The 20,626-nt window shown below is 73.9% G+C and carries 16 protein-coding genes; 7 read left to right on the forward strand and 9 right to left on the reverse strand.

The window, feature by feature from the left end; all coding sequences use genetic code 11:
* Window positions 1-95: 95 nt before the first annotated feature.
* Complete coding sequence (locus ABD811_RS14740) at window positions 96-392, reverse strand: DUF4193 domain-containing protein (protein ID WP_344946868.1); 297 nt, start codon at window positions 390-392, stop codon at window positions 96-98.
* 520 nt (window positions 393-912) lie between these two features.
* On the opposite strand from ABD811_RS14740, the gene ABD811_RS14745 reads away from it, so the two are divergent.
* Window positions 913-2,580, forward strand: coding sequence for a serine/threonine-protein kinase (locus ABD811_RS14745; protein WP_344946870.1), 1,668 nt, complete (start codon window positions 913-915; stop codon window positions 2,578-2,580).
* A gap of 7 nt (window positions 2,581-2,587) precedes the next feature.
* The gene (locus ABD811_RS14750; protein WP_344946873.1) at window positions 2,588-5,395 is read left to right on the forward strand and encodes an ABC transporter substrate-binding protein; all 2,808 of its coding nucleotides are present in this window, start codon (window positions 2,588-2,590) and stop codon (window positions 5,393-5,395) included.
* 97 nt (window positions 5,396-5,492) lie between these two features.
* On the opposite strand, the gene ABD811_RS14755 is transcribed toward ABD811_RS14750, so the two are convergent.
* Both ABD811_RS14755 and ABD811_RS14760 read right to left on the reverse strand, forming a co-directional pair.
* Window positions 5,493-6,806 carry a sensor histidine kinase gene (locus tag ABD811_RS14755; RefSeq protein ID WP_344946876.1) on the reverse strand — a complete coding sequence of 438 codons (1,314 nt, stop codon included), beginning with the start codon at window positions 6,804-6,806 and terminating at the stop codon, window positions 5,493-5,495.
* Window positions 6,803-7,456, reverse strand: a complete 654-nt coding sequence (locus tag ABD811_RS14760; protein WP_344946879.1) for a response regulator transcription factor — start codon at window positions 7,454-7,456, stop codon at window positions 6,803-6,805. The genes ABD811_RS14755 and ABD811_RS14760 overlap by 4 nt, the downstream gene beginning before the upstream one ends.
* Window positions 7,457-7,646: 190 nt before the next feature.
* On the opposite strand from ABD811_RS14760, the gene ABD811_RS14765 reads away from it, so the two are divergent.
* Window positions 7,647-7,823 (forward strand): hypothetical protein, encoded by a 177-nt coding sequence (locus ABD811_RS14765; protein WP_344946882.1) that lies wholly within the window; start codon window positions 7,647-7,649, stop codon window positions 7,821-7,823.
* 226 nt (window positions 7,824-8,049) lie between these two features.
* On the opposite strand, the gene ABD811_RS14770 is transcribed toward ABD811_RS14765, so the two are convergent.
* The 3 genes from ABD811_RS14770 to ABD811_RS14780 form a co-directional block, all read right to left on the reverse strand.
* Window positions 8,050-8,868 carry an inositol monophosphatase family protein gene (locus ABD811_RS14770; protein ID WP_344946885.1) on the reverse strand — a complete coding sequence of 273 codons (819 nt, stop codon included), beginning with the start codon at window positions 8,866-8,868 and terminating at the stop codon, window positions 8,050-8,052.
* A gap of 36 nt (window positions 8,869-8,904) precedes the next feature.
* On the reverse strand, window positions 8,905-9,840 hold the full coding sequence (locus ABD811_RS14775; protein WP_344946887.1) for a ferrochelatase: 936 nt from the start codon (window positions 9,838-9,840) through the stop codon (window positions 8,905-8,907).
* Between the two features lie 123 nt (window positions 9,841-9,963).
* Window positions 9,964-11,232 (reverse strand): lytic transglycosylase domain-containing protein, encoded by a 1,269-nt coding sequence (locus ABD811_RS14780; protein ID WP_344946889.1) that lies wholly within the window; start codon window positions 11,230-11,232, stop codon window positions 9,964-9,966.
* A gap of 207 nt (window positions 11,233-11,439) precedes the next feature.
* Here ABD811_RS14780 and ABD811_RS14785 point away from each other — a divergent pair, with 207 nt between their 5' ends.
* Together ABD811_RS14785 and ABD811_RS14790 are read left to right on the forward strand one after the other, a co-directional pair.
* The gene (locus ABD811_RS14785; RefSeq protein ID WP_344946891.1) at window positions 11,440-12,630 is read left to right on the forward strand and encodes an MFS transporter; all 1,191 of its coding nucleotides are present in this window, start codon (window positions 11,440-11,442) and stop codon (window positions 12,628-12,630) included.
* Between the two features lie 44 nt (window positions 12,631-12,674).
* Entirely contained in the window at window positions 12,675-13,985 is a 1,311-nt protein-coding gene (locus ABD811_RS14790; protein ID WP_344946893.1) for a D-arabinono-1,4-lactone oxidase, read from the forward strand.
* Between the two features lie 13 nt (window positions 13,986-13,998).
* On the opposite strand, the gene ABD811_RS14795 is transcribed toward ABD811_RS14790, so the two are convergent.
* Window positions 13,999-15,018 carry a hypothetical protein gene (locus ABD811_RS14795; RefSeq protein WP_344946895.1) on the reverse strand — a complete coding sequence of 340 codons (1,020 nt, stop codon included), beginning with the start codon at window positions 15,016-15,018 and terminating at the stop codon, window positions 13,999-14,001.
* Window positions 15,019-15,420: 402 nt separating this feature from the next.
* Here ABD811_RS14795 and sepH point away from each other — a divergent pair, with 402 nt between their 5' ends.
* Window positions 15,421-17,094, forward strand: coding sequence for a septation protein SepH (gene sepH / locus ABD811_RS14800; RefSeq protein ID WP_344946898.1), 1,674 nt, complete (start codon window positions 15,421-15,423; stop codon window positions 17,092-17,094).
* Window positions 17,095-17,136: 42 nt separating this feature from the next.
* Here sepH and ABD811_RS14805 read toward each other — a convergent pair whose 3' ends face one another.
* Together ABD811_RS14805 and ABD811_RS14810 are read right to left on the reverse strand one after the other, a co-directional pair.
* On the reverse strand, window positions 17,137-18,639 hold the full coding sequence (locus tag ABD811_RS14805; RefSeq protein WP_344946901.1) for a PH domain-containing protein: 1,503 nt from the start codon (window positions 18,637-18,639) through the stop codon (window positions 17,137-17,139).
* Window positions 18,636-19,208 carry a PH domain-containing protein gene (locus ABD811_RS14810; RefSeq protein WP_344946904.1) on the reverse strand — a complete coding sequence of 191 codons (573 nt, stop codon included), beginning with the start codon at window positions 19,206-19,208 and terminating at the stop codon, window positions 18,636-18,638. Before ABD811_RS14810 ends, ABD811_RS14805 begins: the two co-directional genes overlap by 4 nt.
* A 316-nt stretch (window positions 19,209-19,524) precedes the next feature.
* Here ABD811_RS14810 and ABD811_RS14815 point away from each other — a divergent pair, with 316 nt between their 5' ends.
* Window positions 19,525-20,508 (forward strand): ATP-binding cassette domain-containing protein, encoded by a 984-nt coding sequence (locus ABD811_RS14815; RefSeq protein ID WP_344946907.1) that lies wholly within the window; start codon window positions 19,525-19,527, stop codon window positions 20,506-20,508.
* Window positions 20,509-20,626: the final 118 nt, after the last annotated feature.

Below are 20,626 nucleotides of genomic sequence, written 5' to 3' on the forward strand. Positions count from 1 at the left end.
CGCGCGGCGCCTCGTGCGCCGCGCGATCGTCGTCGTGCTCGCGCCCGCGGTCTCCCGTCACCGGCCGCTCCTGCCCATCACGCCGCCGGAACACCTCAGGCGGCGCACTCGCGGCAGACGGGCTGGCCGTTCTTCTCGGTGGCCAGCTGGCTGCGGTGGTGCACCAGGAAGCACCGGCTGCAGGTGAACTCGTCGGCCTGGCGCGGCACCACCCGGAAGGTGAGCTCCTCGTTCGACAGGTCGGCACCGGGAAGCTCGGCGACCTCGCCGGCGTCCAGGTCCTCGTCGATGATGCTCGCGGCCTTGTCGGCGCGGCGGGCCTGGAGCTCCTGCAGGCTGTCCTCGCCCAGGTCGTCGTCTGTCTTACGCGGGCTGTCGTAGTCGGTCGCCATCTTCTATCTCCATCCCCCTCAGTCCTTTATGCGCCCCGTCGCGCGGATCTAACGCTCGGGGGACTCGTCTTGTGCCCGATCCGGGCGGGAAATTCTGTCACGGGTAGTGACCCCTGACACGCAAGACGCGACCGGTCCCAGTCGTGACACCGGTCACCGGGATCGATCCCCATATGTGTGTCGTCGGTCACATGTCCGGCCGGGCGTCACGGCGTCCATCAGTACCGGGACCCCCGGCGGGGCACCCCGCGGCGGCCGGATCATACCTGTCCCGTAGGGCTTGTGCGCACCGGCCGCACCGCGCGGCGCGCGGCCGTGTCCGGCCGTGCGCGCCGGACGTGGCATCTTGATCGGTCCGGAGCGAACCGGAAGCTGCGGTGAAACGTCTGACCTAACGCGATATCGTGCCCGCCGAGGTTGGGGCGCGCCGCGTCGCGGGCCGCCCGGCCACCGTCGGGAGGGCCGGTACGGGGCCGGCGTTCACCACGCGGCACATCACTGCGGGTCACTGGAGGGTCAGATGCCGGATGCCGCTCCCCTGGAGCCAGGCGATCCCCGGGTACTGGGACGGTACGAGGTCGTCGGGCGCCTCGGCGCGGGCGGACAGGGGTCGGTCTTCCTCGGCCGCGCCCCGGGCGGCGAGTACGTGGCGGTCAAGCTGCTGCACGCCGCGATGGCCGGCGACCCGGCAGCGCGGGCCCGTTTCACCCGGGAGGTGTCGGCCGCGCAGAAGGTCGAGCCGTTCTGCACCGCCCGGGTGCTGGAGGCCGATCTGCACGGCGACCAGCCGTACGTGGTCAGCGAGTTCATCGACGGCCCGTCCCTGCACGACGTGGTGGCGCACAACGGCCCGCGCGGGCCGGAGGAGCTGGAGCGGCTGGCGATCGGCACCGCGACCGCGCTGGCGGCCATCCACGAGGCCGGCATCGTGCACCGCGACTTCAAGCCCAACAACGTCATGCTGGCGCCGGACGGCCCGCGGGTGGTCGACTTCGGCATCGCCCGCACCGTCAACTCCCAGGAGAGCGCCGTCACCGCCACCGGCATGGTGGTGGGCACCCCCGGCTACCTGGCGCCCGAGCAGCTCACCGGGGCGCCGCTGACGCCCGCGGTCGACATCTTCGCCTGGGGCGCGACGATGGTGTTCGCGGCCACCGGCCAGTCGCCCTTCGAGGCCGACACGCTGCCGGTGATCATCAACCGGATCCTCAACGACGATCCCGACCTGTCGGCGCTGCCCGCCGGGCCGCTGCGCGACCTGGTGGGCCGCTGCCTGTCCAAGGACGCGGGGCTGCGTCCCCCGGCGGCGCAGCTGCTGCTGAACCTGCTGGGGCACGTGGGCGCGGCGCCGTCGGGCGCGGCGGCGGGCCGCCAGGACCTGCTGGACCAGGGCACCCGGATCGCCGCGCAGCTGCCGGCGCCGCCGCCGGTGCCGCCCGCCCCGCCGCGGCACAGCCCGCCGCCGCAGCCCATCACGCCGCCGCCGATGCCGATGAACGCGGGGCCCGGGCACGCGGGGCCGACCACGCCGCCGCCGCAGCCGATCACCCCGCCGCCGATGCCGATGTACCAGCCGGCCGCCGGCCCGGGGGCGCCGCCCCGGCCGCAGGGGCCGGGAGGGCCTTACCCGCCGCCCGCCCCCCGGTCGTCCTCCTCGTCCGCGCCGGTGATCATCGGTGTCGGCTGCGTGGTGCTGGTGCTGCTGGTGGTCGTGGTGGTGGTGATCGTGGCGCTGGCGTCCAGCGGCGACGACGACCCGGACCCGACGCCGACCTACACGCCGCCGACCTACTCGCTGCCGTCGCCGAGCTCGTCGGCGTCGATCAGCGCCGAGAACGGCATCACCGGCACCTACACCGGCACCGGGTACCAGCCCGGCGCGGGCTCGGGACGCACCACCTTCCAGACCCGGTTCTTCCTGATCCGCAGCGCGGGCAACGCCACCTACACCTACAGCAACGGCTCGAACACCTGCCGCACCATGCTGTCGCTGCAGCGCAGCATCAGCACCGACAGCAAGATCGTCTACCGGGAGTCGCCCATCAGCGGGCAGTCGGCGACCGAGTGCGCGGCGGGCTACGTGACGTTCCAGCCGTCGTCGACCGGCGTGTACCTGCGCTGGGAATGGCGCGAGACGTCGGACACCAGCGGCAACGCGGCGGCGTACGGCACCGTGTTCCGGCAGTAGGTCCGCGATGGCGGAAATCGCCCCGCTGCGCCCGGGCGACCCCGAACGGCTGGGCGCCTACCGGCTGACGGGACTGCTCGGCGAGGGCGGCCAGGGCTCGGTGTACCTGGCCGAGGACGACGGCGGCGACCGTGTGGCGATCAAGCTGCTGCACGCCCGGTTCAGCGGCGACGCCAAGGCCCGGTCCCGGTTCGCCGCCGAACTCCAGGTGGCGCGGCGGGTGTCGCCGTTCTGCACCGCGCGCATCCTGGACGCCGACGTGGAGGGCGACCGGCCCTACATCGTCAGCGAGTACATCGACGGGCCGTCGCTGTCGAAGGTGCTGGCCACCAAGGGTCCGCGCTCGGGCGGCGACCTGGACCGGCTGGCGATCGGCACGATGACCGCGCTGGCCGCCATCCACCAGGCCGGGGTGGTGCACCGCGACTTCAAGCCCGCCAACGTGCTGGTCGCCCCGGACGGGCCGCGCGTGATCGACTTCGGCATCGCCCGGGCGCTGGACGCCACCGGCACCATGTCCAGCACCGCCGTGGGCACCCCCGCCTACATGGCGCCCGAGCAGATCACCGGCGGCCGCATCGGCCCGCAGGCCGACGTGTGGGCCTGGGGCGCCACGATGGTGTACGCCGCCTCCGGCCATGCCGCGTTCGGCCAGGACTCCATCCCCGCGGTCATGCACCGCATCCTCAACCTGCCGCCGGACCTGGGCGCGCTGACCGAGCCGCTGCGCGGCCTGGTCGCCCGCTGCCTGAGCAAGGACCCGGCCGCGCGGCCGTCGTCGCAGCAGGTGCTGATGCAGCTGCTGGTGCTGGCCGGCAGCCTGCCGGGGCCCGCCGCCGAGGCGGCGCCCGAGGCGCCGGCCGCGATGCTCAACCAGGGCGCCGAGGCGGCCGCCACCGACACCCGTCTGGGCCTGGCGCCGCCGGACTCCGCGTACGCTCCGGGCGGCCCGCAGGCGACGCCTCAGCCCGCGCAGGGCGCCTTCGCGCCGCCGGCGCTGCCGCAGGGGTTCCCGCCGCAAGGCGCTCCGGCGGGTCCGGGGCCGCAGGCACCGGGCACGCCGGGCGGGCCGTGGACGCCGCCGCCCGCGCCCGGCCGGCCGGGCAACGGCCCGGTCACCCACCCCTCCTGGCAGCAGCTGCCGTCGGCGACGTCCCCGGGCGGCTCCGGCGGCCGGTCCCGGCGGCGCGGCATCGGCGTGCTGGCCGCGGGCGGCGGCGCGGCGCTCGTCGCGCTGGTCGTCGGCGCGAGCGTGGTCCTCGCGCAGATGAACGACGACGAGAACCGGCCCCCGGCGCCCAAGGAGGGCGGCGAGGCGCGGCTGGCGCTGGCCACGCCGACGTCCACCAACGGCGAGATCGACCCCTCCCACGCCGGGTTCGGCACCGAGCGCTTCCTGTCCAAGCAGCTGTTCACCGGGCTCACCGAGATCACCCGGGACGGCACGAGCCGGCTGCGCCTGGCCCGCAGCATCACCCCCGACGACGCGTGCCGCCAGTGGAAGATCGAGATCAAGCCGGGCACCACGTTCTCCAACGGGGAGCCGGTGGACGCCGAGGCGTTCGCCCGCGGCTGGGCCCGTAACGCCGCCAGCGTCCAGGCCAACGGGTTCCTGATGTCCGGCATCAAGGGGTACGTGGCGGTGTCGGGGGGCCGGTCGCAGACCTTCGAGGGCGTGCGGGCGTCGGGCAACCTGCTGCAGGTGGAGCTCGACGAGGCCGACTGCGAGTTCGACGAGCGCCTGGCCGACCCCGTCTTCGCACCGGCGCCCAAGGACGCGGGCAAGCAGGACAACCGGTCCTACAACCTCAACCCGATCGGCAACGGCCCGTTCAAGCTGCAGTCCTACCGGGCGAAGCAGGAGGCGGTTCTGGTCCGCAACGAACGGTGGGCGTTCGGCAGGACCAAGCTCGACGGCGTGCGGGTGCAGTTGTCGGCGAACCCGGCGCTGCGGATCTCCTCGTTCGCGGCGGGCTCGGTCGACTGGATCCCCGTCGGCACCGACACGACGCGTTCGGCCCGGACCGAGCGGAACCTCCAGGTCCGCCCCGCCATGTCCCAGCGGCTGCTGATCCCGATCACCACGCGCGGGCCGATGCGCGACCGCCGGGCGCGCCAGGCCGTCTCGTACGCGCTCGACCGCAAGCGGATCGGCGACACCGCGATGCACGGGCTCGGCCGCCCGGCGATCGGGCTGGTGTCGCCCGCCGTCCCCGGGTTCGCGGAGAGCGGCCGCTGCCCGGCGTGCGAGCGCCAGAACACCGCTGAGGCCAAGCGCCTGGCCGAGGCGGCGGGGCTGGGGCCGGGCACCGAGCTGAACATCTATTTCCGCGAGACCGGCACCTACCGGGCCTGGACGCAGGCGGTCGCCGAGCAGCTCAAGCAGGTGCTGGGCTGGGAGGTGAGCCTGCGGGCCGTCCCGATCGAGGACTACGGGCAGTTCACCAAGGAGATCACGGCCAAGGACGCCGAAGGCCTGATCGCGCTGGGCTGGCAGCCCGACTACCCGTCGGCGTACACGATGCTGCAGCCGCTGCTGGGCGGCGACCAGATCGCCACCGCCGACAACGGCCGGACCAACTACGGCGGCTGGAAGGACGCGACGTTCGACGCCACCCTGGCCAGGGCCATCACCACCCGCGACGAGACGAGCCGCACGCGCGGCATGCTGGCCTCCGAGAAGCGCGCCCTGGACGACATGGCCATCATCCCGGTGCTGACGGACATGGACGGGGCCCTGGTGTCCGACAAGTTCACCGGCCTGGGCCTCGACCCCGACGGCGACCCGACCGTGGCCACCGCCGCCCGCAAGTAGCGGGCCCCGTCTCGGCCATAGGCCCCGTCGCGAAAACGGGCCCCGTCGCGGACACGGGGCCCGTCGCGGACACGGGGCCCGTCGCGGCCGGGGCCGGTCAGCCGAGCGGCAGGCGCACCGTCACGATGAGGCCGCCGCCGGTGCGCGGCGCGGCGTACACCGTGCCGCGGTGGGCCAGCACCACCGAGCGCACGATCGACAGCCCCAGCCCGGCGCCCTTGGCCGACTCGACCCGGTCGGCGTTGAGCCTGCGGAACGGCTCGAACAGGCGGTCCACCTCGTAGGCGGGCACGACCGGGCCGGTGTTCTCCACCTGCACGGTGGCGTACCCGTCCAGCACGCCGGTGCGCACCCAGACCTCGCCGCCGTCGGCGTTGTGCTTGACGGCGTTGTCGACCAGGTTCGACACCAGGTGCTCCAGCAGCACCGGATCGCCCAGCGTCGTGCCCGTGGTCAGCTCGGGGTGGACGGTCACGTCGTTGTCGTGCTCGCGCTTGCCGTGCGTCTCCAGCACGGTGGCGGCGACCTCGGCCAGGTTCACGGGGGTGCGGGTGGTGAGCTGGCGTTCGCTGCGGGCCAGCAGCAGCAGACCCTCGATCAGCCGTTCGTGCCGGGCGTTGGTCGCCAGCAGCGTGCGGCCCACCGTCTTCAGGTCGTCGGACGCCTCGGGGTCGCCGAGCGCCACCTCCAGCAGCGTCCGGTTGATCGCCAGGGGGGTGCGCAGCTCGTGCGAGGCGTTGGCGACGAACCGGCGCTGGGAGTCGAACGCCTGCCCGAGCCGCTCCAGCATCGCGTCGAAGGTGTCGGCCAGCTCCTTGATCTCGTCGTCGGGGCCCTCCAGCGCGATCCGCTCGTGCAGGGTGCTCTCCGACAGGCGCCGCGCGGTCGCGGTCACCTTCTGCAGCGGGCTGAGCGCCCGGTCGGCGACGAAGTAGCCCAGCACCAGGGCGATGATCCCGACCCCGGCCAGCGCCACCAGCGACCGGCTGACCAGCCGCTTCATGGTGAGCTCCTTGAGCACCTCCGGGTCCAGCGGCGGCCCGGACGGCGTGTAGATCACATAGCCGCGCGGGAACACCGAGTTGAGGATCGAGCCGACCAGGAAGTAGGTCACGAACAGCAGCAGCGCCCCGGCCATGAAGAACAGCAGCCCGTACAGCACGGTCAGGCGCAGCCGCACGCTCACCCGGCTCGGCAGCGCGCGCACGTCGGCGCCGAAGGACGCGCCGCCGCGGCCGCCGCCCCTGCCGCCGAGCGGCAGCGGGTTGGGCCCGGTGGAGCCGTGCCATCCGCCCTGCCCGCTCCCCTGCCATCCGCCGGGGACGGAGCCGGGACGCGTCGCGGCCGGCTGGGCGTCGGCGGGCGGCGGGGCGTCGCCGGTCGCGTTCTGGGATCCGGAGGGCCGGGTCACAGGCGGTACCCCACTCCCGGGACCGTCTCGATGATCGGCGGGTCCCCCAGCTTCTTGCGCAGTGTCATCATCGTGACCCGCACCACGTTGGTGAACGGGTCGATGTGCTCGTCCCATGCCTTCTCCAGCAGCTGCTCGGAGCTGACCACCGCGCCGTCCGCGCTGAGCAGCACCTCCAGCACCGCGAACTCCTTACGGGTCAGGTCGACCGTGCGGCCGTCGCGCTGCACCTCGCGGCGGGCCGGGTCCAGGGTGATCCCGGCGCGCTCCAGCACCGGCGGCAGCGGGGCGGCGGCGCGCCGCCCGAGGGCCCGCACCCGGGCGATCAGCTCGACGAACGCGAACGGCTTGGCCAGGTAGTCGTCGGCGCCGATGGACAGGCCCTCGACCTTGTCGTCCAGCTCCCCCGCGGCGGTGAGCATGATGATGCGGGCGGGGTAGCGGCGGGCGACCAGCCGCTTGCAGACCTCGTCGCCGTGCACCCTGGGCAGGTCGCGGTCGAGCACGATCACGTCGTACTCGTTGACCCCGGCCCGGTCGAGCGCGCCCGCGCCGTCGTAGGCGACGTCCACGGCGAGCGCCTCACGGCGCAGCCCGGTGGCGATCGCGTCCGCGAGGACCCGCTCGTCCTCGACGACCAGAACACGCACTTCGTCTCCTCCTCGGCCTACGGCCCGGCCACGGCATCAGGTATCCCACGTCCACCGTAAGACGCCGGTAAGTTCCCTGGTCAGCGGCGCACTGGGGGGTATGTGAGGTTGCAGTGAAAATTTCATCCCGAAACAGGTTTATTTCAAGCGTAGGTGTGGGTAAGGGTGGCCTGTTCCCGGGAGGAGGTCCATGGGCGAGTTGTCACGTGCGATCCAGCAGCGGCTCGACGACGCGTACGAGTCGCTGCGTCACGCCCACGCCGTCGGCGACACCTACCTGGTCGACATCCGCCAGGAGGAGATCAAAGAACTGCGCCGGATCGCAGCGAACCACGACATCGGCCTCGAGCCGTCCCGCTGCGACTAACGCGCGGAGAGCTGGGAGCAGTGTGCCCACGGAAAGCGTGGGCCGCTGCTCCCCGCCTTCTCTCCCAGGGGGACGACCCCCTGGAACCCCCGCACAGAGCCGGCAGCCGTGCGCCCGTGGAAAGCGTGAGCCGCTGCTCCCCGCCTTCTCCCCCAGCGGGACGACCCCCTGGGACCCCCACACGGACCTGGGACCTCCACAGGTTCTGTGACGCCCCGCCGTGGGCTCAGTCTCGGGCGGGGTCCAGCGGGGCCAGCAGGTCGTGCAGGTCCTCCCACAGGCCAGGCGCGGCCGCGATGACCAGTTCGGGGCCCGCGGGGGCGCCGTTCAGGCCGTCGACGCGGCCGCCCGCCTCCCGCACGACCAGCGCGCCCGCGGCGACGTCCCACGCCTGGACGCCGCGTTCGTAGTACGCGTCGACCCGTCCGGCGGCCAGCGAGCACAGGTCCACGCTGCACGAGCCGCCCCGGCGGATGTCGCGCACGTTCGGCAGCACCCCGGTGAGCACCTCGGCCTGGCGGGCGCGGCGCCGCGCCTCGTACCCGAACCCGGTGGCGACCAGCGCCCGGTTCAGCGGGACCCCGGTGTTGCAGCGCAGCTCGCGGGTTCCGGTGGCGGTGTGCAGCAGGGCGCCGCCGCCGCGCGCCGCCGTGTAGGTCTCGCCGCGGCGCGGCATGTCGACCGCGCCCGCGACGACCTCGCCGTCCACCTCGGCGGCCACGCTGACCCCCCAGTCGGGCAGGTCGTACAGGTAGTTGACGGTGCCGTCGATGGGGTCGATCACCCAGCGGACGGCGCTGCCGCCGGCCCGGGTGCCGCCCTCCTCGCCGAGGAAGCCGTCGTCGGGCCGCTCCTCCCGGATCCGGTCGATGATCAGCTTCTCGGCGGCCCGGTCCATCTGCGTGACCACGTCGGTCGGGCTCGACTTGGTCTGCACCACGTCCGGCCCCTCGGCCGGACGCTTGTCGACCAGCATCCGGCCCGCCTCGCGGGCCACGGCCACCGCCAGTTCGAGCAGCTCCTCGGGCAGGCTGCGCACCCTCATCCCCCTCATCGTGATCTCGTCGTCGCCCGGCGGCCGTCAGCGGCCCGCATCCGGGGCGGCCCCGCCGGCCGGCTCGGTGATCAGCTCGCGGGCCAGCGCGGCGAAGCGCGGGTCGGCGCCGGGCGTCGGGACGCGCTCGAAGCGCAGGCCCAGCGCGGCCGCCCTGTCCGCCGCCTCGACGTCCAGGTCGTACTTGACCTCCATGTGGTCGGAGACGAACCCGATCGGCACGACCGCCACCGCGCCGACGCCCTCGCTCGCCAGCTTGTCCAGGTGGTCGCAGACGTCGGGCTCCAGCCACGGCTGGGCGGGCGGGCCGCTGCGGCTCTGGTACACCAGCGCCCACGGGCGGCCGGGCGCGGCCCGTTCGGCGACGGTCGCCGCGACGTCCTCCAGTTCGGCGACGTAGGCCTCGCGGCCGGGCTGCGCCAGCGGCACGCTGTGCGCGGTGAACACCAGGCGGGCGTCCCGCGGCAGCCGCGTCAGGGCGTCGCGCACCCCGTCCACGAACGGGTCGACGAACCCGGGGCGGCGGCAGTACACCGGCAGCTTGTCGATCTGCGGGGCTCTCGGCACCTCGTCGCGTGCCCGGGCGATGTCCTCCAGGTACTGCTGGTGCGTCGAGTAGCCGCTGTAGGCGGAGGTGACGAACGCGGCGGCGCGCCGTACGCCGTCGGCCGCCATCTGGCGGACCGTGTCGGCCAGGTACGGCGTCCAGTTCCGGTTGCCCCAGTACACCGGCAACTCGATGGAGTGCGCGGCCAGGTCGGCCTCGATGGCCGCCTTCAGCCGCCGGCACTGCTCGTTGATGGGGCTGACGCCCCCGAACAGGTGGTAGTGCTCGGCGACGTGTTCCAGCCGCTCCCGGGGGACGTTCCGGCCGCGGGTGACGTTCTCCAGGAACGGCATCACGTCGTCGGGTCCCTCGGGCCCCCCGAACGACACCAGGAGCAACGCGTCGTAGTCACTCATAGGCGCTGTCACTTATCGGCTCGCTCCGAACGCGGTCATGGTTCCATCCAACCAGCCGCGTCCCGATGCCGTGCGCGCCCCCGGGGTGAACGTCCGGCGGCCCCCCGGTGACGGGGCGGGGCCTTAGTCGTACCGCACGGCGTAGGCCCTGGCCAGGTTCAGGACCTTCTGGACGTACCAGTCGGCGTGGTTGTAGGCCCAGATCGCCTTGTAGAGCTGCCGCCCGCCCTTGCCCCCGCCGTGGGCGCACAGGTAACGCGAGGCGGCGGGGATGGCGTCGTAGGGATTCATGATGTCGGCCTTGCCGTCGCCGTCCCCGTCCACGCCGTAGGAGCGCCACGTGGACGGCAGGAACTGCATGGGGCCGAGCGCCCCCGCGCTGGAGCGGCCGGCGTTGCGGCCATGGTCGCTCTCCACCTGGCCGATGGCGGCGAGGACCGTCCAGGACAGGCCGGGGCAGCTGCGGGCGGCCTCCTTGTAGAGGTCCAGGTAGCTGCCGGGGCGTCCGCCCGCCTCGGCGGGGGCCTGGTAGCGCCGCTCGTGCAGGTTCACCACGTCGGCGTCGCGCCCCAGGATCTTCTTCACCGAGCCCGCGAGTTTCGCCGTGTCCACGCCGGGTGCGTTGACCATGACCGCGACGTTGGGCACCAGGCCCATGTCGGTGCCGGTCTTCCTGTCGACCAGCATGTCGATGCCGGGCAGCCCCAGGGTGCCCGACCCGCCCATCTCCAGTTGCGGAACGGTGCGGGCCACCACCGGGTAGCGCGTGCCCTGGGCGAGGCGCAGCTGGTCGGCCGCCGCGGTGGAGACCACGAAGCGGCCGGCGGCCAGCGCCTCCCACAGCTCGTTGCGCTTGGCGGTGCCCGGGGGCGTCCAGGACCGGAACTGCGACGGGTCGACGGCGAAGGTGTTGATCCCGCGTCCCTGCAGCTGCACCGCCCCGCCCGCCACCGCGATGACGTCCTGCACCCGGCGCAGCTTCCCGATCCTGGCGATCTCGGCCCGGCCGATCGGGCCGCCCCGCGACACGGCCAGCACGTCCGGGGGGACGACGCGCCGCAGCGGGGCGACCTGGCGTTCGTCGGCGACGTTGGCGACCGGGCCGCCGGGGACGCCGGGGACGCCGGTCGGCGGGCTCTGGGTGCGCGACGCGGCCTTCCCGGACGTGCCGCGTTCGTCGTCGGCGTTCAGCGCGACGTAGACGCCGCCTCCGAGGTTCCCGGCGCACAGCACGGCGATGCCGGCCGCGGCGACCGTCAGCCCACGGCGGCGGCCGCGTGGGGGGTGAGGCGTCGCCGCACGGGCCTTCTCGGCCTTCTGCGACGTGTTCGCCTGCTCGGTGCGTTGCGGCCGGGTGGGGGCGTGCGGGGGTGGGGAGGAAGCCACAACCATTCCCAACGAGAGTCGCTACGGCTTGGTTACAGGGTCTTTTCGGTTATTACGTCCAGGTAGCGTGATCACGTTCTGACCTCGGGATCACTTCACGGGTCGCGGCACGGGGAGGCGGCGGCGTGCCGCCGCGCGCTCCGATGCGACGTGGGGGGCCGGAGGGGTTGAGGTTACCCGGGAGTTCGCCCGGGCGGGGAGAGGGGTCCAGGGTTGGCCAACGCGTACCGGGAGCTGCTCGCCGTTCCCGGGGCCCGGCTGTTCGTCGCCGCGGGCCTGGTCGGTCGCATGTCGATGTCCATGGTGGGGATCGGCGTGGTCCTGCTGGTGTCGGCGGTCACCGGTTCGTACGGCGTCGCGGGCGCGGTGTCGGCGACGATGTCGCTGGCGTACGCGGCCGGCGGGCCGGTGAGCGCCCGGTTCGCCGACCGGCACGGGCAGCACCGGGTGCTGGTTCCGCTGGCGCTGGCCAACGCCGCCGGGTTCGCCGCGCTGATCCTGTGCGCCGAGTTCGCGCTGGCCACCTGGACGCTGTTCCCGGCCGCCGCGCTGGCGGGGGTGACGCAGCCGTCGCTGGGCGCCTGGGTGCGGGCGCGCTGGTCGCACGTGCTGCGGCAGCGTCCCGCGCGGCTGAACGCGGCGTTCTCGTTCGAGTCGGTGGTCGACGAGACGATCTTCGTGGTGGGTCCGCTGCTGGTCACGGCGCTGGCCACGGGCGTGCACCCGGCGGCCGGGCTGGGCGCGGCCGCCGGGTTCACCCTGGTGGGCTGCCTGGCGCTGGCGGTGCAGCGCGCCACCGAGCCGCCGCCGCGGCCGCGCGAGGCGGATCGGGGCGGCGCGCTGTTCGGCAACCCGGCGCTCATGGTGCTGGCGCCGGTGTTCCTGATGCTGGGCGTGGTGTTCGCGGCGATCGACATCAGCGCGGTGGCGTTCGCCGAGGAGGAGGGGCACAAGGCGCTGGCCGGGGTGCTGCTGGGCTGCTACGCGCTGGGCAGCGGCGTGGCCGCGCTGTGGTACGGGGCGCGGGCCTGGGAGAGCCGCCTGGACCGGCGTTTCCGCGTGGGGCTGGTGCTGCTGGCCGTGGGCCTGGTGCCGCCCGTGCTGGTCGGCGATCTGTACCTGATGATGGCCGTGGTGTTCTTCTCCGGGCTGGCGATCTCCCCGACGGTGATCCCGGGGTATGGGCTGGTGGAGCGGCTGGTGCCGCCGCACCAGCTGACCGAGGGCCTGGCGATGGTGTCGACGATGGTCGGGGTGGGGCTGGCGTTCGGGTCGTCGATCGCGGGCCGGGTCGTGGACGCGCACGGGGCCGACACCGCGTTCCTGGTGCCGCTGGTCGCCGCGCTGGCGGCGGCGGCCGTGGGGCTGGCCGGGACGCGGCGCCTGCGCAACGCCGAACCGTAAACATGAACTTTCCTCATGAACGGCGGGACGAGTAGAGTCCTGCCATGTCCCCCACGAGCACGCAGACCTGGCGGAACTGGGCGGGCAACCAGCGCGCCGTCCCCTGGCGCGTCCTTGCCCCCCGCGACACCGGCGAGGTCGCCGCCGCGGTCCGCGCGGCCGCCGACGAGGGCCGCACCGTCCGGATGACCGGCACCGGCCACTCCTTCACCGGGGCGGCCGTGGCCGAGGGCGTCCTGCTGCGCCCCGACCGCCTCAGAGCCGTCCGCTCCGTCGACACCGCCACCCGGCTGGTCACCGTCGAGGCCGGACTGCCGCTGCACGCCCTGAACAGGCTTCTGGACGAGCACGGGCTGGCACTGGCCAACATGGGGGACATCCAGGAGCAGACCGTGGCGGGCGCCCTGCAGACCGCCACGCACGGCACCGGCCGCGACGCCGCCGGGCTCGTCTCCCAGGTCGCCGCACTGGAACTGGTGCTCGCCGACGGCAGCGTGGTCACCTGCTCCCCCGACGAACGTCCCGACCTGTTCGACGCCGCGCGCGCGGGCCTGGGCACGCTCGGCATCGTCACCGCCATCACCTGGCGCACCGTCCCCCGCTTCCTGCTGCGCGCGCAGGAGCAGCCGATGCGCTGGGACGAGGTGCTGGCGCGCACGGACGAGTTCGCCGAGGCCAACGAGCACTTCGAGTTCTACTGGTTCCCGCACACCGACGGGTGCCTGACCAAGCGCAACAACCGCGTCGAGGGCCCGGCCAAGCCCGTGCCGAAACTGCGGTACTGGCTGGACGACCAGTTCCTGTCCAACACCGTGTTCGGGGTCCTGAACCGCGTCACGCACCGCGCGCCGGCCGTCACCCCGCGCCTCAACGCCGTGTCGGCCAAGGCGCTGGGGGCGCGCACCTACAGCGACACCTCGTACAAGGTCTTCACCAGCCCGCGCACGGTGCGTTTCAAGGAGCAGGAGTACGCGATCCCACGCGAGATGCTCCTGCCGACGCTGCGCGAGCTGCGCGCCCTGTTCGACAAGCGGGACTGGCGCATCAGCTTCCCGATCGAGGTGCGCCTGCTGCCGCCCGAGGACGCGTGGCTGTCGATGGCCTACGACCGCCCCACCGCGTTCATCGCCGTGCACGTCTACCACCGCGACCGGCACGAGGAGTACTTCCAGGGCGTCGAGGAACTGATGACCGCGATCGGCGGCCGCCCCCATTGGGGCAAGCTCCACACCCGCGACGCCGCCTATCTGGAGACGGTCTATCCGCGCTTCAACGACTTCGTCGCCCTGCGCGACGAGCTCGACCCCGACCGCCGCTTCGCCAACCCCTACACCCGCCGCGTCTTCGGCGACTGACCCCGGCCCGCGGTCAACGCGGGGTCGAGTCCGGGTTCGGGCCGGTGTCGGTGTCGTCTTGGCCGCCACCGGGATCCTCCTGGCCGCCGCCGGGCGTGCTGGGCGGCGCCTGGGTGGGCGTGCGGGACGGCGTGGACGTCGTCGGTCGGGACGACGGCACCTGGGGGACGTTCGTGGTGGGCGTGGGGCCCGGCTCGGAGGACGCCTGTTGCGTGGGGTCGGTGGACGGGCCGGTGGACGGAGTGGACGGGCTGTCGGTGTCCTGGTCGGACGTGGCGGGCGTGGGCGTGACGTCGCTTCCGCCGCCGTCGCCGCTCGCGCTGCCGCCGCCGAACACGTGGTTGAGGGTCGTGCCCTTCTCGGCGCTGTTCCCGATCGGCTTTCCGGTCTGCCACTCGTAGAGGCTGATGCCTCCCATGACGATGGCGAACACGACCGCCGACGACAGCAGAAGCACCTTCCAGCGCTGCCGGGCCCACAGGACCGTGGCGTCGAACGCGGTCCGCCACGCGGCGGCCCTGACGGCCTCATCCCCCGCCTCGTCGACGAGGGTGCCGGCCACGGCCTGCGTGGGGTCGGCCACGGCGTGCGGCACCGGGACGTCGATACGTGTGGCGTTGGGGTCCGACCCGCCCGGCGGGTACAGGGCGCCCGGGTCAAGACGAGTCGCGTTGGGGTCGGACGGGCGCGTGCTCGGGTCCGGGCGTGTGGCGCCGGGGTCGCCGACGAGCAGCGCCGGGTCCGCGGGGTGCAGTCCCTCGGGCCAGACCACGGTGCGCGTGGGGTCGGCGCTGGTGGCCTCCCGCACCGCCTCCCGCGCGGTCTCCTCGTTCTTCTCCTGGAGCTGTTCCCTGCCCTGGTCGAGGTAGTACTTGCAGACCGCGGTGCCCGCCGTGGACGCCACGCTCATGAAGGCAGCGCCGAGGACCGTCCCGTACACGCCCAGGTACGACGCTCCCCAGGCGGCGGCCAATGTGGCGACACCGCTCGCGATGAGCTGGGTGGTACTGACATCCGGCAGCCGTCGCTGCATCGACGCGCTTCCCCCTAAAAATTCGTCCCACACAAACCCGGTAAAGTCCCGCAAACCGAAACTAACGGCACTCTGCGGGTGTTCCAGACACGGACGTGACGATCGCAACTGCCGCGCCGGGACGCGACGCGTGCGGCGGGACTGGAGCCGCGGGCTCGCATCGGGCACAGTGTGGAAAAGGATCCACAAGAATCAGGCAGGGCGCCCCCGGCCGGACCGTCGCACGGGCAAGCTAGGTCAGGTGCCCTCTTCAGCCTCGTGAAGAGGGCTTCGAGAGCGGCGATGTTCGGACATGCCGGGTACGGTGCTGGCAGCAGGTGTGTCCGAAAGAGAGACTCGGGATTCCGGGGGAAGGGCACGCATGCGCCCTCAGTGCCGTCAGGAAGGGCAGGAAGGACACGCATGCAGGAGCTGCGCCTCGTCGCGGTCAGCGAGGACGGTACGTACCTCGTCCTGGCCACCGCGGGCCGAGGCACCCGGTTCACCCTGCCCGTCGACGATCGGCTGCGCGCAGCGGTCCGTGGGCACTTCTCCCGCCTCGGCCAGTTCGAGATCGAAGTGGAGAGTCCCTTGCGCCCCAAGGAGATCCAGGCTCGCATCCGGTCCGGCGAGACGGCGGAGGAGATCGCCGAGTCCGCCGGGATCCCGGTGGAACGCGTCCGCTGGTTCGAGGGTCCGGTCCTGCAGGAACGCGAGTACATGGCCCAGCAGGCCCAGCGGGTCGCGGTACGCCGGCCGGGCGAGTCCACTCCCGGGCCGCCGCTGGGCGAGACCGTCGAGGAGCGCCTCGGCCGGGGCGGCGTGGACCTCGAGGACGTCGAGTGGGACTCCTGGAAGTGCGAGGACAACACCTGGCGGGTGCGCCTGTCGTTCTTCGAGAACGGCCGTCCGCACGCCGCCGAGTGGGTGTTCGACCCGCGGCGCCGGCACGTGTCGCCGCTGGACGAGGTGGCCGCGCGGCTGACCGCCGTGGACTGGGACGACGAGGACGACTCGCTCGGCGACACCGTCACGCCGCTGGTGCCGCGCCGTCCCGCGATGAAGGTCGTCAGCGACGCGCGCGAGTTCGGCGTCGGCCCGGCGCCGGTGCCCGGCCCGGCGGCGCGCGGCATTCCCGCCGGGTACGAGCCGCCCGCCGAGCCGCCGCTGCGGGCCGCCGTGCCGACGCGGATCGTCGAGCCGCGTCCGCAGCCGCTGTCCCTGCCCGAGGCTCCGGCCGCGCCGCCGCGCGAGGCGTCCGTCCCGCCGCCGCGTGAGGAGCCGGCCGCCGCCGCGTCGCCGCCGGGCGAGGGCGCCCTCGCCGCGTCCCCCGCGCCCGCCCAGGAGGCGCCTCAGGAGCCGCAGGAGCCGCCTCAGGAGGACGAGGCGGCCGCCGCCGAGGCGCAGGAGGCGCCCGAGGCCGCCACCGCCGAGCCGGAGCCCCGGCCGGAGGAGGAGCAGCCCGCCGCCGAGGCCGCCGAGGCTTCCGAGCACGCCGAGGACTCCGAAAACTCCGAGGCCGCCGACGCCGACGAGCCGCAGGACGAGCCCGCCGAGGCCGAACCTCAGCCCGCCGAGGCCGAGGCCGCCACCGAGACCGCCACCGAGGCCGCGACTGATGACGAGGCCGAGGCCCAGGAGGCCGAGGAGGCGCCGCAACCGGAGGAGGCCGAGGCCGCGCAGGCCGACACGCCGAAGGACGAACCGGTCGAGCCCGCCGAGCCCGAGCCTCCCGCCGCGGCCGAGGAGCCGCAGGCCGAGCCCCCGGCCGAGACCCCCGCGGAGGCCCCCGCCGCAGCCGCCGAGCCGGAACCGGCGGCCCCGCCCCAGGAGCCCGCCGCACCCGCCGCGGCCGCGCCCAAGCCGGCCCCGCCGCAGCGTCCCGCGCACCAGCCCGCGCGTCCCGCGGGCAAGAAGAAGTCGGCGGGACGCCCCGCCATGCCCGCCGCCCAGGTGGACAAGCCGGGCACCGGAACGCCCGCGGGCGACGCCCCGGCGCCGCAACGCCCCGCGCGCAACCGCCGCCGCGCCAAGGGCAAGCGCGCGTCCGTGCCGTCCTGGGACGAGATCATGTTCGGCGCCCGCCGCCCCGACTGAGCGGCCCCCGGGCCGGGCGGCGCGGCCACATCCGGCCGCGCGCTAACGTTCGGCGCCGGGGTCGTCCTCCAGCCTGGAGTCGTCCTCCAGGAAGGGGGCGACCCACTCGGGGGTGATGCGGGCGGCGAACGCCACGGCGTCGTCGTGCGCCATGTCGATGGCGGGGCAGGCACCGTCCCCGGCCCCGACGGCGACGACGAGCGTCGACAGCCTGAGCCTGCGCTGGAACAGCGTCTGCCGGATCCGCCAGCCGACCACGGCGCCGTGCTCGACGACCACCTGGCGGCGCCGCAGCGAACCCGACCGTACGGTGAGACGGGCCTCGTCCGTGGCGTGCCCCAGTTGCCGGTAACGGTCCAGGCCCAGCGGTATGCCCAGCAGGGCCAGCACGACGCAGCCGTAGGCGACCGTGGGCCGGCCCGCCAGCAGCGCCAGCGCCGCCAGCCCGAGCGGGGGCGCCGTGGCACGCACGACGCGGCGGCCGCGCGCCGCGGGCGGATGCCCCACCAGCGGGGCGGGGGTGGAGCCGAGCACCCGTTCCGCCAGGTCCACGGCGAACGGACGCGGGGAGGCGGGCAGCAAACGGCCGCGATGCGACGCGTCCCCCAGGCCCGTCACCAGGGCGCCCAGGCGCGTCACCCGGGTGAGGCGTTCGAACGGGTTGTCGGTCAGTTCCACCCCGCGCAGGCGGCGCCGTTCCAGGGAGACGCTGCGGCGCGTGACCAGTCCGCGTTGGGCCACCACAGAGCCGTCGCGCTCGTACACGGTGAAGTCCCAGTTGAACAAGGCGAACGCCACCACCGACATCACCGGCATGGCCAGGACGAACAGCACCGCCACGGTGACGACCACGGCCGTGGGCAGGCCGACCACGTCGTGGCCCACGTTCTCCACGCGTTCGCGCGTGATGAGCCCCAGGTCGTCCCCGAGGTTGTAGAGCGTTCCCAGGAAGCTTCCCGCGAGCGCGAACGGCGTCAGCAGGTAGGCGCCGCTCAACGGCGCGTACAGGAACCAGCGGGGACGCATCCGCGCCAGTACGCGTTGCGGCGCGCGCACCGGTTCCTCCGGGGACACGGTGTGCGCGGTCAGCAGGAGGCGGCGCAGCCGTTCGGCCTCCTGGCGGGAGACGGCGTTCAGCACGCCCTCTCCCCCGTCCGCGCCCGCGTCGATGTGCACGATGGCCAGTCTCAGCAGCCGGTGCGGAAGCGCCGCGCTGATGTCGACGCCGCGGATGCGGTCACGCGGGATCGTCTTGACCGAACGGCCGACGAGGGCCCGGCGCAACTCCAGGCGGTCGTCGTACAGGGTGTAGGTGAACGTCGCCCAGCCGGCCACGTGCACCAGCAGCCCGAACGCCAGCCCCGCCAGGGTGAAGAAGAACGCCGTGGACAGCCCGCCCACGGCGAGCCCGGCCGCGCCGGCCGCCAGCAGGGCGATCAGCTCGCGGACGGCGCCAACGACGAACGTCAGCGGATGCAGCCGTGCCGCGTGCGGCCGCGCGGCGGCGGCAGCGGCGGCGTCCCGGTCCTCGTCGCGCGTGGTCACGTCGCGTCGTCGCGCAGGTCGTGCGCCCGGTGGGCGAGCTGTTCGGCCAGCCGCGCCGCCACGTCCACCGGCAGCCCCGCCACCTCGGACGACCCCGCGTGCGAGGCGGTGTTGATCTCGATGGTGGCCAGGCCCAGCAGCCGTTCGATCCAGCCCTGCTCGGTGTCGACGGTCTGGATGCGGCTCACCGGGACCAGCAGCCACTCGCGGCTGAACCATCCGGTGCGGGTGTAGACGACGTCGGCGCTCACCTCCCAGCGGTGCACCCGGTAGCGCCACACCGGCGTGACGGCCGTCATGAGCACCCCGGCGGCGACCACCACGACCGGCAGCCACCCGGCCCGTTCGCCGAGCCAGCCGAGCAGGCCGTCCCAGCGGCGCGTGCCGTCCCATTCGTCGACGAAGGCGGCCACGCCCCAGGCCAGCCCCGAGGCCAGGCCCCACAGCAGGGTCGACTCGATCGCCCAGTGCGCCATGGCGCGGCGCGCCACCCGGTGCGCGGGCGGCCGCAACCGCGGCGGGTGCGGCGTCCCGCCGTCGGGCTCGTGGGTGCGCCGCACCGTCGTCACGTCCCCGAGTTTATGGCCCCCGGCGTCTCACCAGCGCATGGCGCCGGCACCCGCCGTCGGAGTCCGCGGCCGTGACGGCGATCTCAGCGTTCTGTCAGCCCCGTGTGCGACGGTGGTCCCGGACGCCGCCGCGCTGCCAGCGTGCCGTCAGCAACGGCGGGAAAACTGGATGCGCGGCGCACCGGACAGCGCCTGGCTTGTCCCGTCGCCACCGCGGCCGGACGGCCGGCGAACGACCATCCCCGGCGAGCCGGTGACCGCCGCCCGATTCGCTGACCGACCCCTATCGGCTGACGAAGGAGCGAGGAGTTCCCTCATGACCCACGCCATCCGGGCCGACGGCCTGGTGAAGCGGTTCGGCGAGACGCAGGCCCTGGCCGGCGTCTCGTTCACCGTCGAACCCGGCACCGTGCTCGGGGTGCTCGGCCCCAACGGCGCCGGCAAGACCACCACCACCCGGATCCTGGCCACGCTGCTCGAACCCACGGCCGGCACGGCCGAGGTCGGCGGCTTCGACGTGGTCCGGCAGGCGCACCAGGTGCGCCAGCTCATCGGCCTGACCGGGCAGTACGCCGCCGTCGACGAGATGCTCACCGGCACCGAGAACCTGGTGCTGATCGGGCGGCTGCTGGGCCTGCCGCGCCGCCAGGCCAAGGCGCGCGCCGCCGAGCTGCTGGAGCGCTTCGAGCTGACCGACGCGGCCGAGCGCGCCGCCAAGACCTACTCCGGCGGCATGCGCCGCCGGCTCGACCTGGCCGCCAGCCTGGTCGGGCGGCCGCAGATCCTGTTCCTGGACGAGCCCACCACCGGCCTGGACCCGCGCAGCCGCGGCGGCCTGTGGGACATCGTGCGCGGCCTGGCCGACGACGGCGTCACCGTGCTGCTGACCACCCAGTACCTGGAGGAGGCCGACCAGCTCGCCGAGGACATCATCGTCATCGACCGCGGCACGGTCATCGCGCACGGCAGCTCCGACGAGCTGAAGGCGCAGGCCGGCGGCCAGGTGCTGGAGGTGCGGCCGGTGCACGAGGCCGACCACGTCACCGTGGCGCGGGTCGTCGCCGAGCTGACCGGCGACTCCCCCGAGGTGCGCGACGGGCTGGTGTCCGTCCCGGTCACCGACCCGGCGGTCATGCCCGCGGTGGTGCGCCGCCTGGACGACGCGGGCGTCACCGTCGGCGAGCTGTCGCTGCGCAAGTCCAGCCTGGACGAGGTGTTCTTCGCCCTGACCGGCCACCACACCGACGAGGTGGAGAAGGCGTCCGGCGAGCTGCCCGAGAACGAAGGAGCCACAGTATGAGTGAGCCGCAGCGGCGCGGCGCCGCCTGGACTGACGAGCCTGCGAGGAAGGAAGGCGGCGCCAAAAAAGCGCCGCGGAGGCGAACGGGAAACACAGTATGAGTGAGCCGCAGCGGTGC

This window comes from Actinomadura miaoliensis, assembly GCF_039536785.1.
GTDB lineage: Bacteria > Actinomycetota > Actinomycetes > Streptosporangiales > Streptosporangiaceae > Spirillospora > Spirillospora miaoliensis.

Coding starts and splice junctions, on each gene's coding strand:
- ABD811_RS14740 (WP_344946868.1), bottom strand. CDS start 392: ATGGCGACCGACTACGACAGCCCGCGTAAGACAGACGACGACCTGGGC.
- ABD811_RS14745 (WP_344946870.1), top strand. CDS start 913: ATGCCGGATGCCGCTCCCCTGGAGCCAGGCGATCCCCGGGTACTGGGA.
- ABD811_RS14750 (WP_344946873.1), top strand. CDS start 2,588: ATGGCGGAAATCGCCCCGCTGCGCCCGGGCGACCCCGAACGGCTGGGC.
- ABD811_RS14765 (WP_344946882.1), top strand. CDS start 7,647: ATGGGCGAGTTGTCACGTGCGATCCAGCAGCGGCTCGACGACGCGTAC.
- ABD811_RS14770 (WP_344946885.1), bottom strand. CDS start 8,868: ATGAGGGTGCGCAGCCTGCCCGAGGAGCTGCTCGAACTGGCGGTGGCC.
- ABD811_RS14775 (WP_344946887.1), bottom strand. CDS start 9,840: ATGAGTGACTACGACGCGTTGCTCCTGGTGTCGTTCGGGGGGCCCGAG.
- ABD811_RS14780 (WP_344946889.1), bottom strand. CDS start 11,232: ATGGTTGTGGCTTCCTCCCCACCCCCGCACGCCCCCACCCGGCCGCAA.
- ABD811_RS14790 (WP_344946893.1), top strand. CDS start 12,675: ATGTCCCCCACGAGCACGCAGACCTGGCGGAACTGGGCGGGCAACCAG.
- ABD811_RS14795 (WP_344946895.1), bottom strand. CDS start 15,018: ATGCAGCGACGGCTGCCGGATGTCAGTACCACCCAGCTCATCGCGAGC.
- sepH (WP_344946898.1), top strand. CDS start 15,421: ATGCAGGAGCTGCGCCTCGTCGCGGTCAGCGAGGACGGTACGTACCTC.
- ABD811_RS14815 (WP_344946907.1), top strand. CDS start 19,525: ATGACCCACGCCATCCGGGCCGACGGCCTGGTGAAGCGGTTCGGCGAG.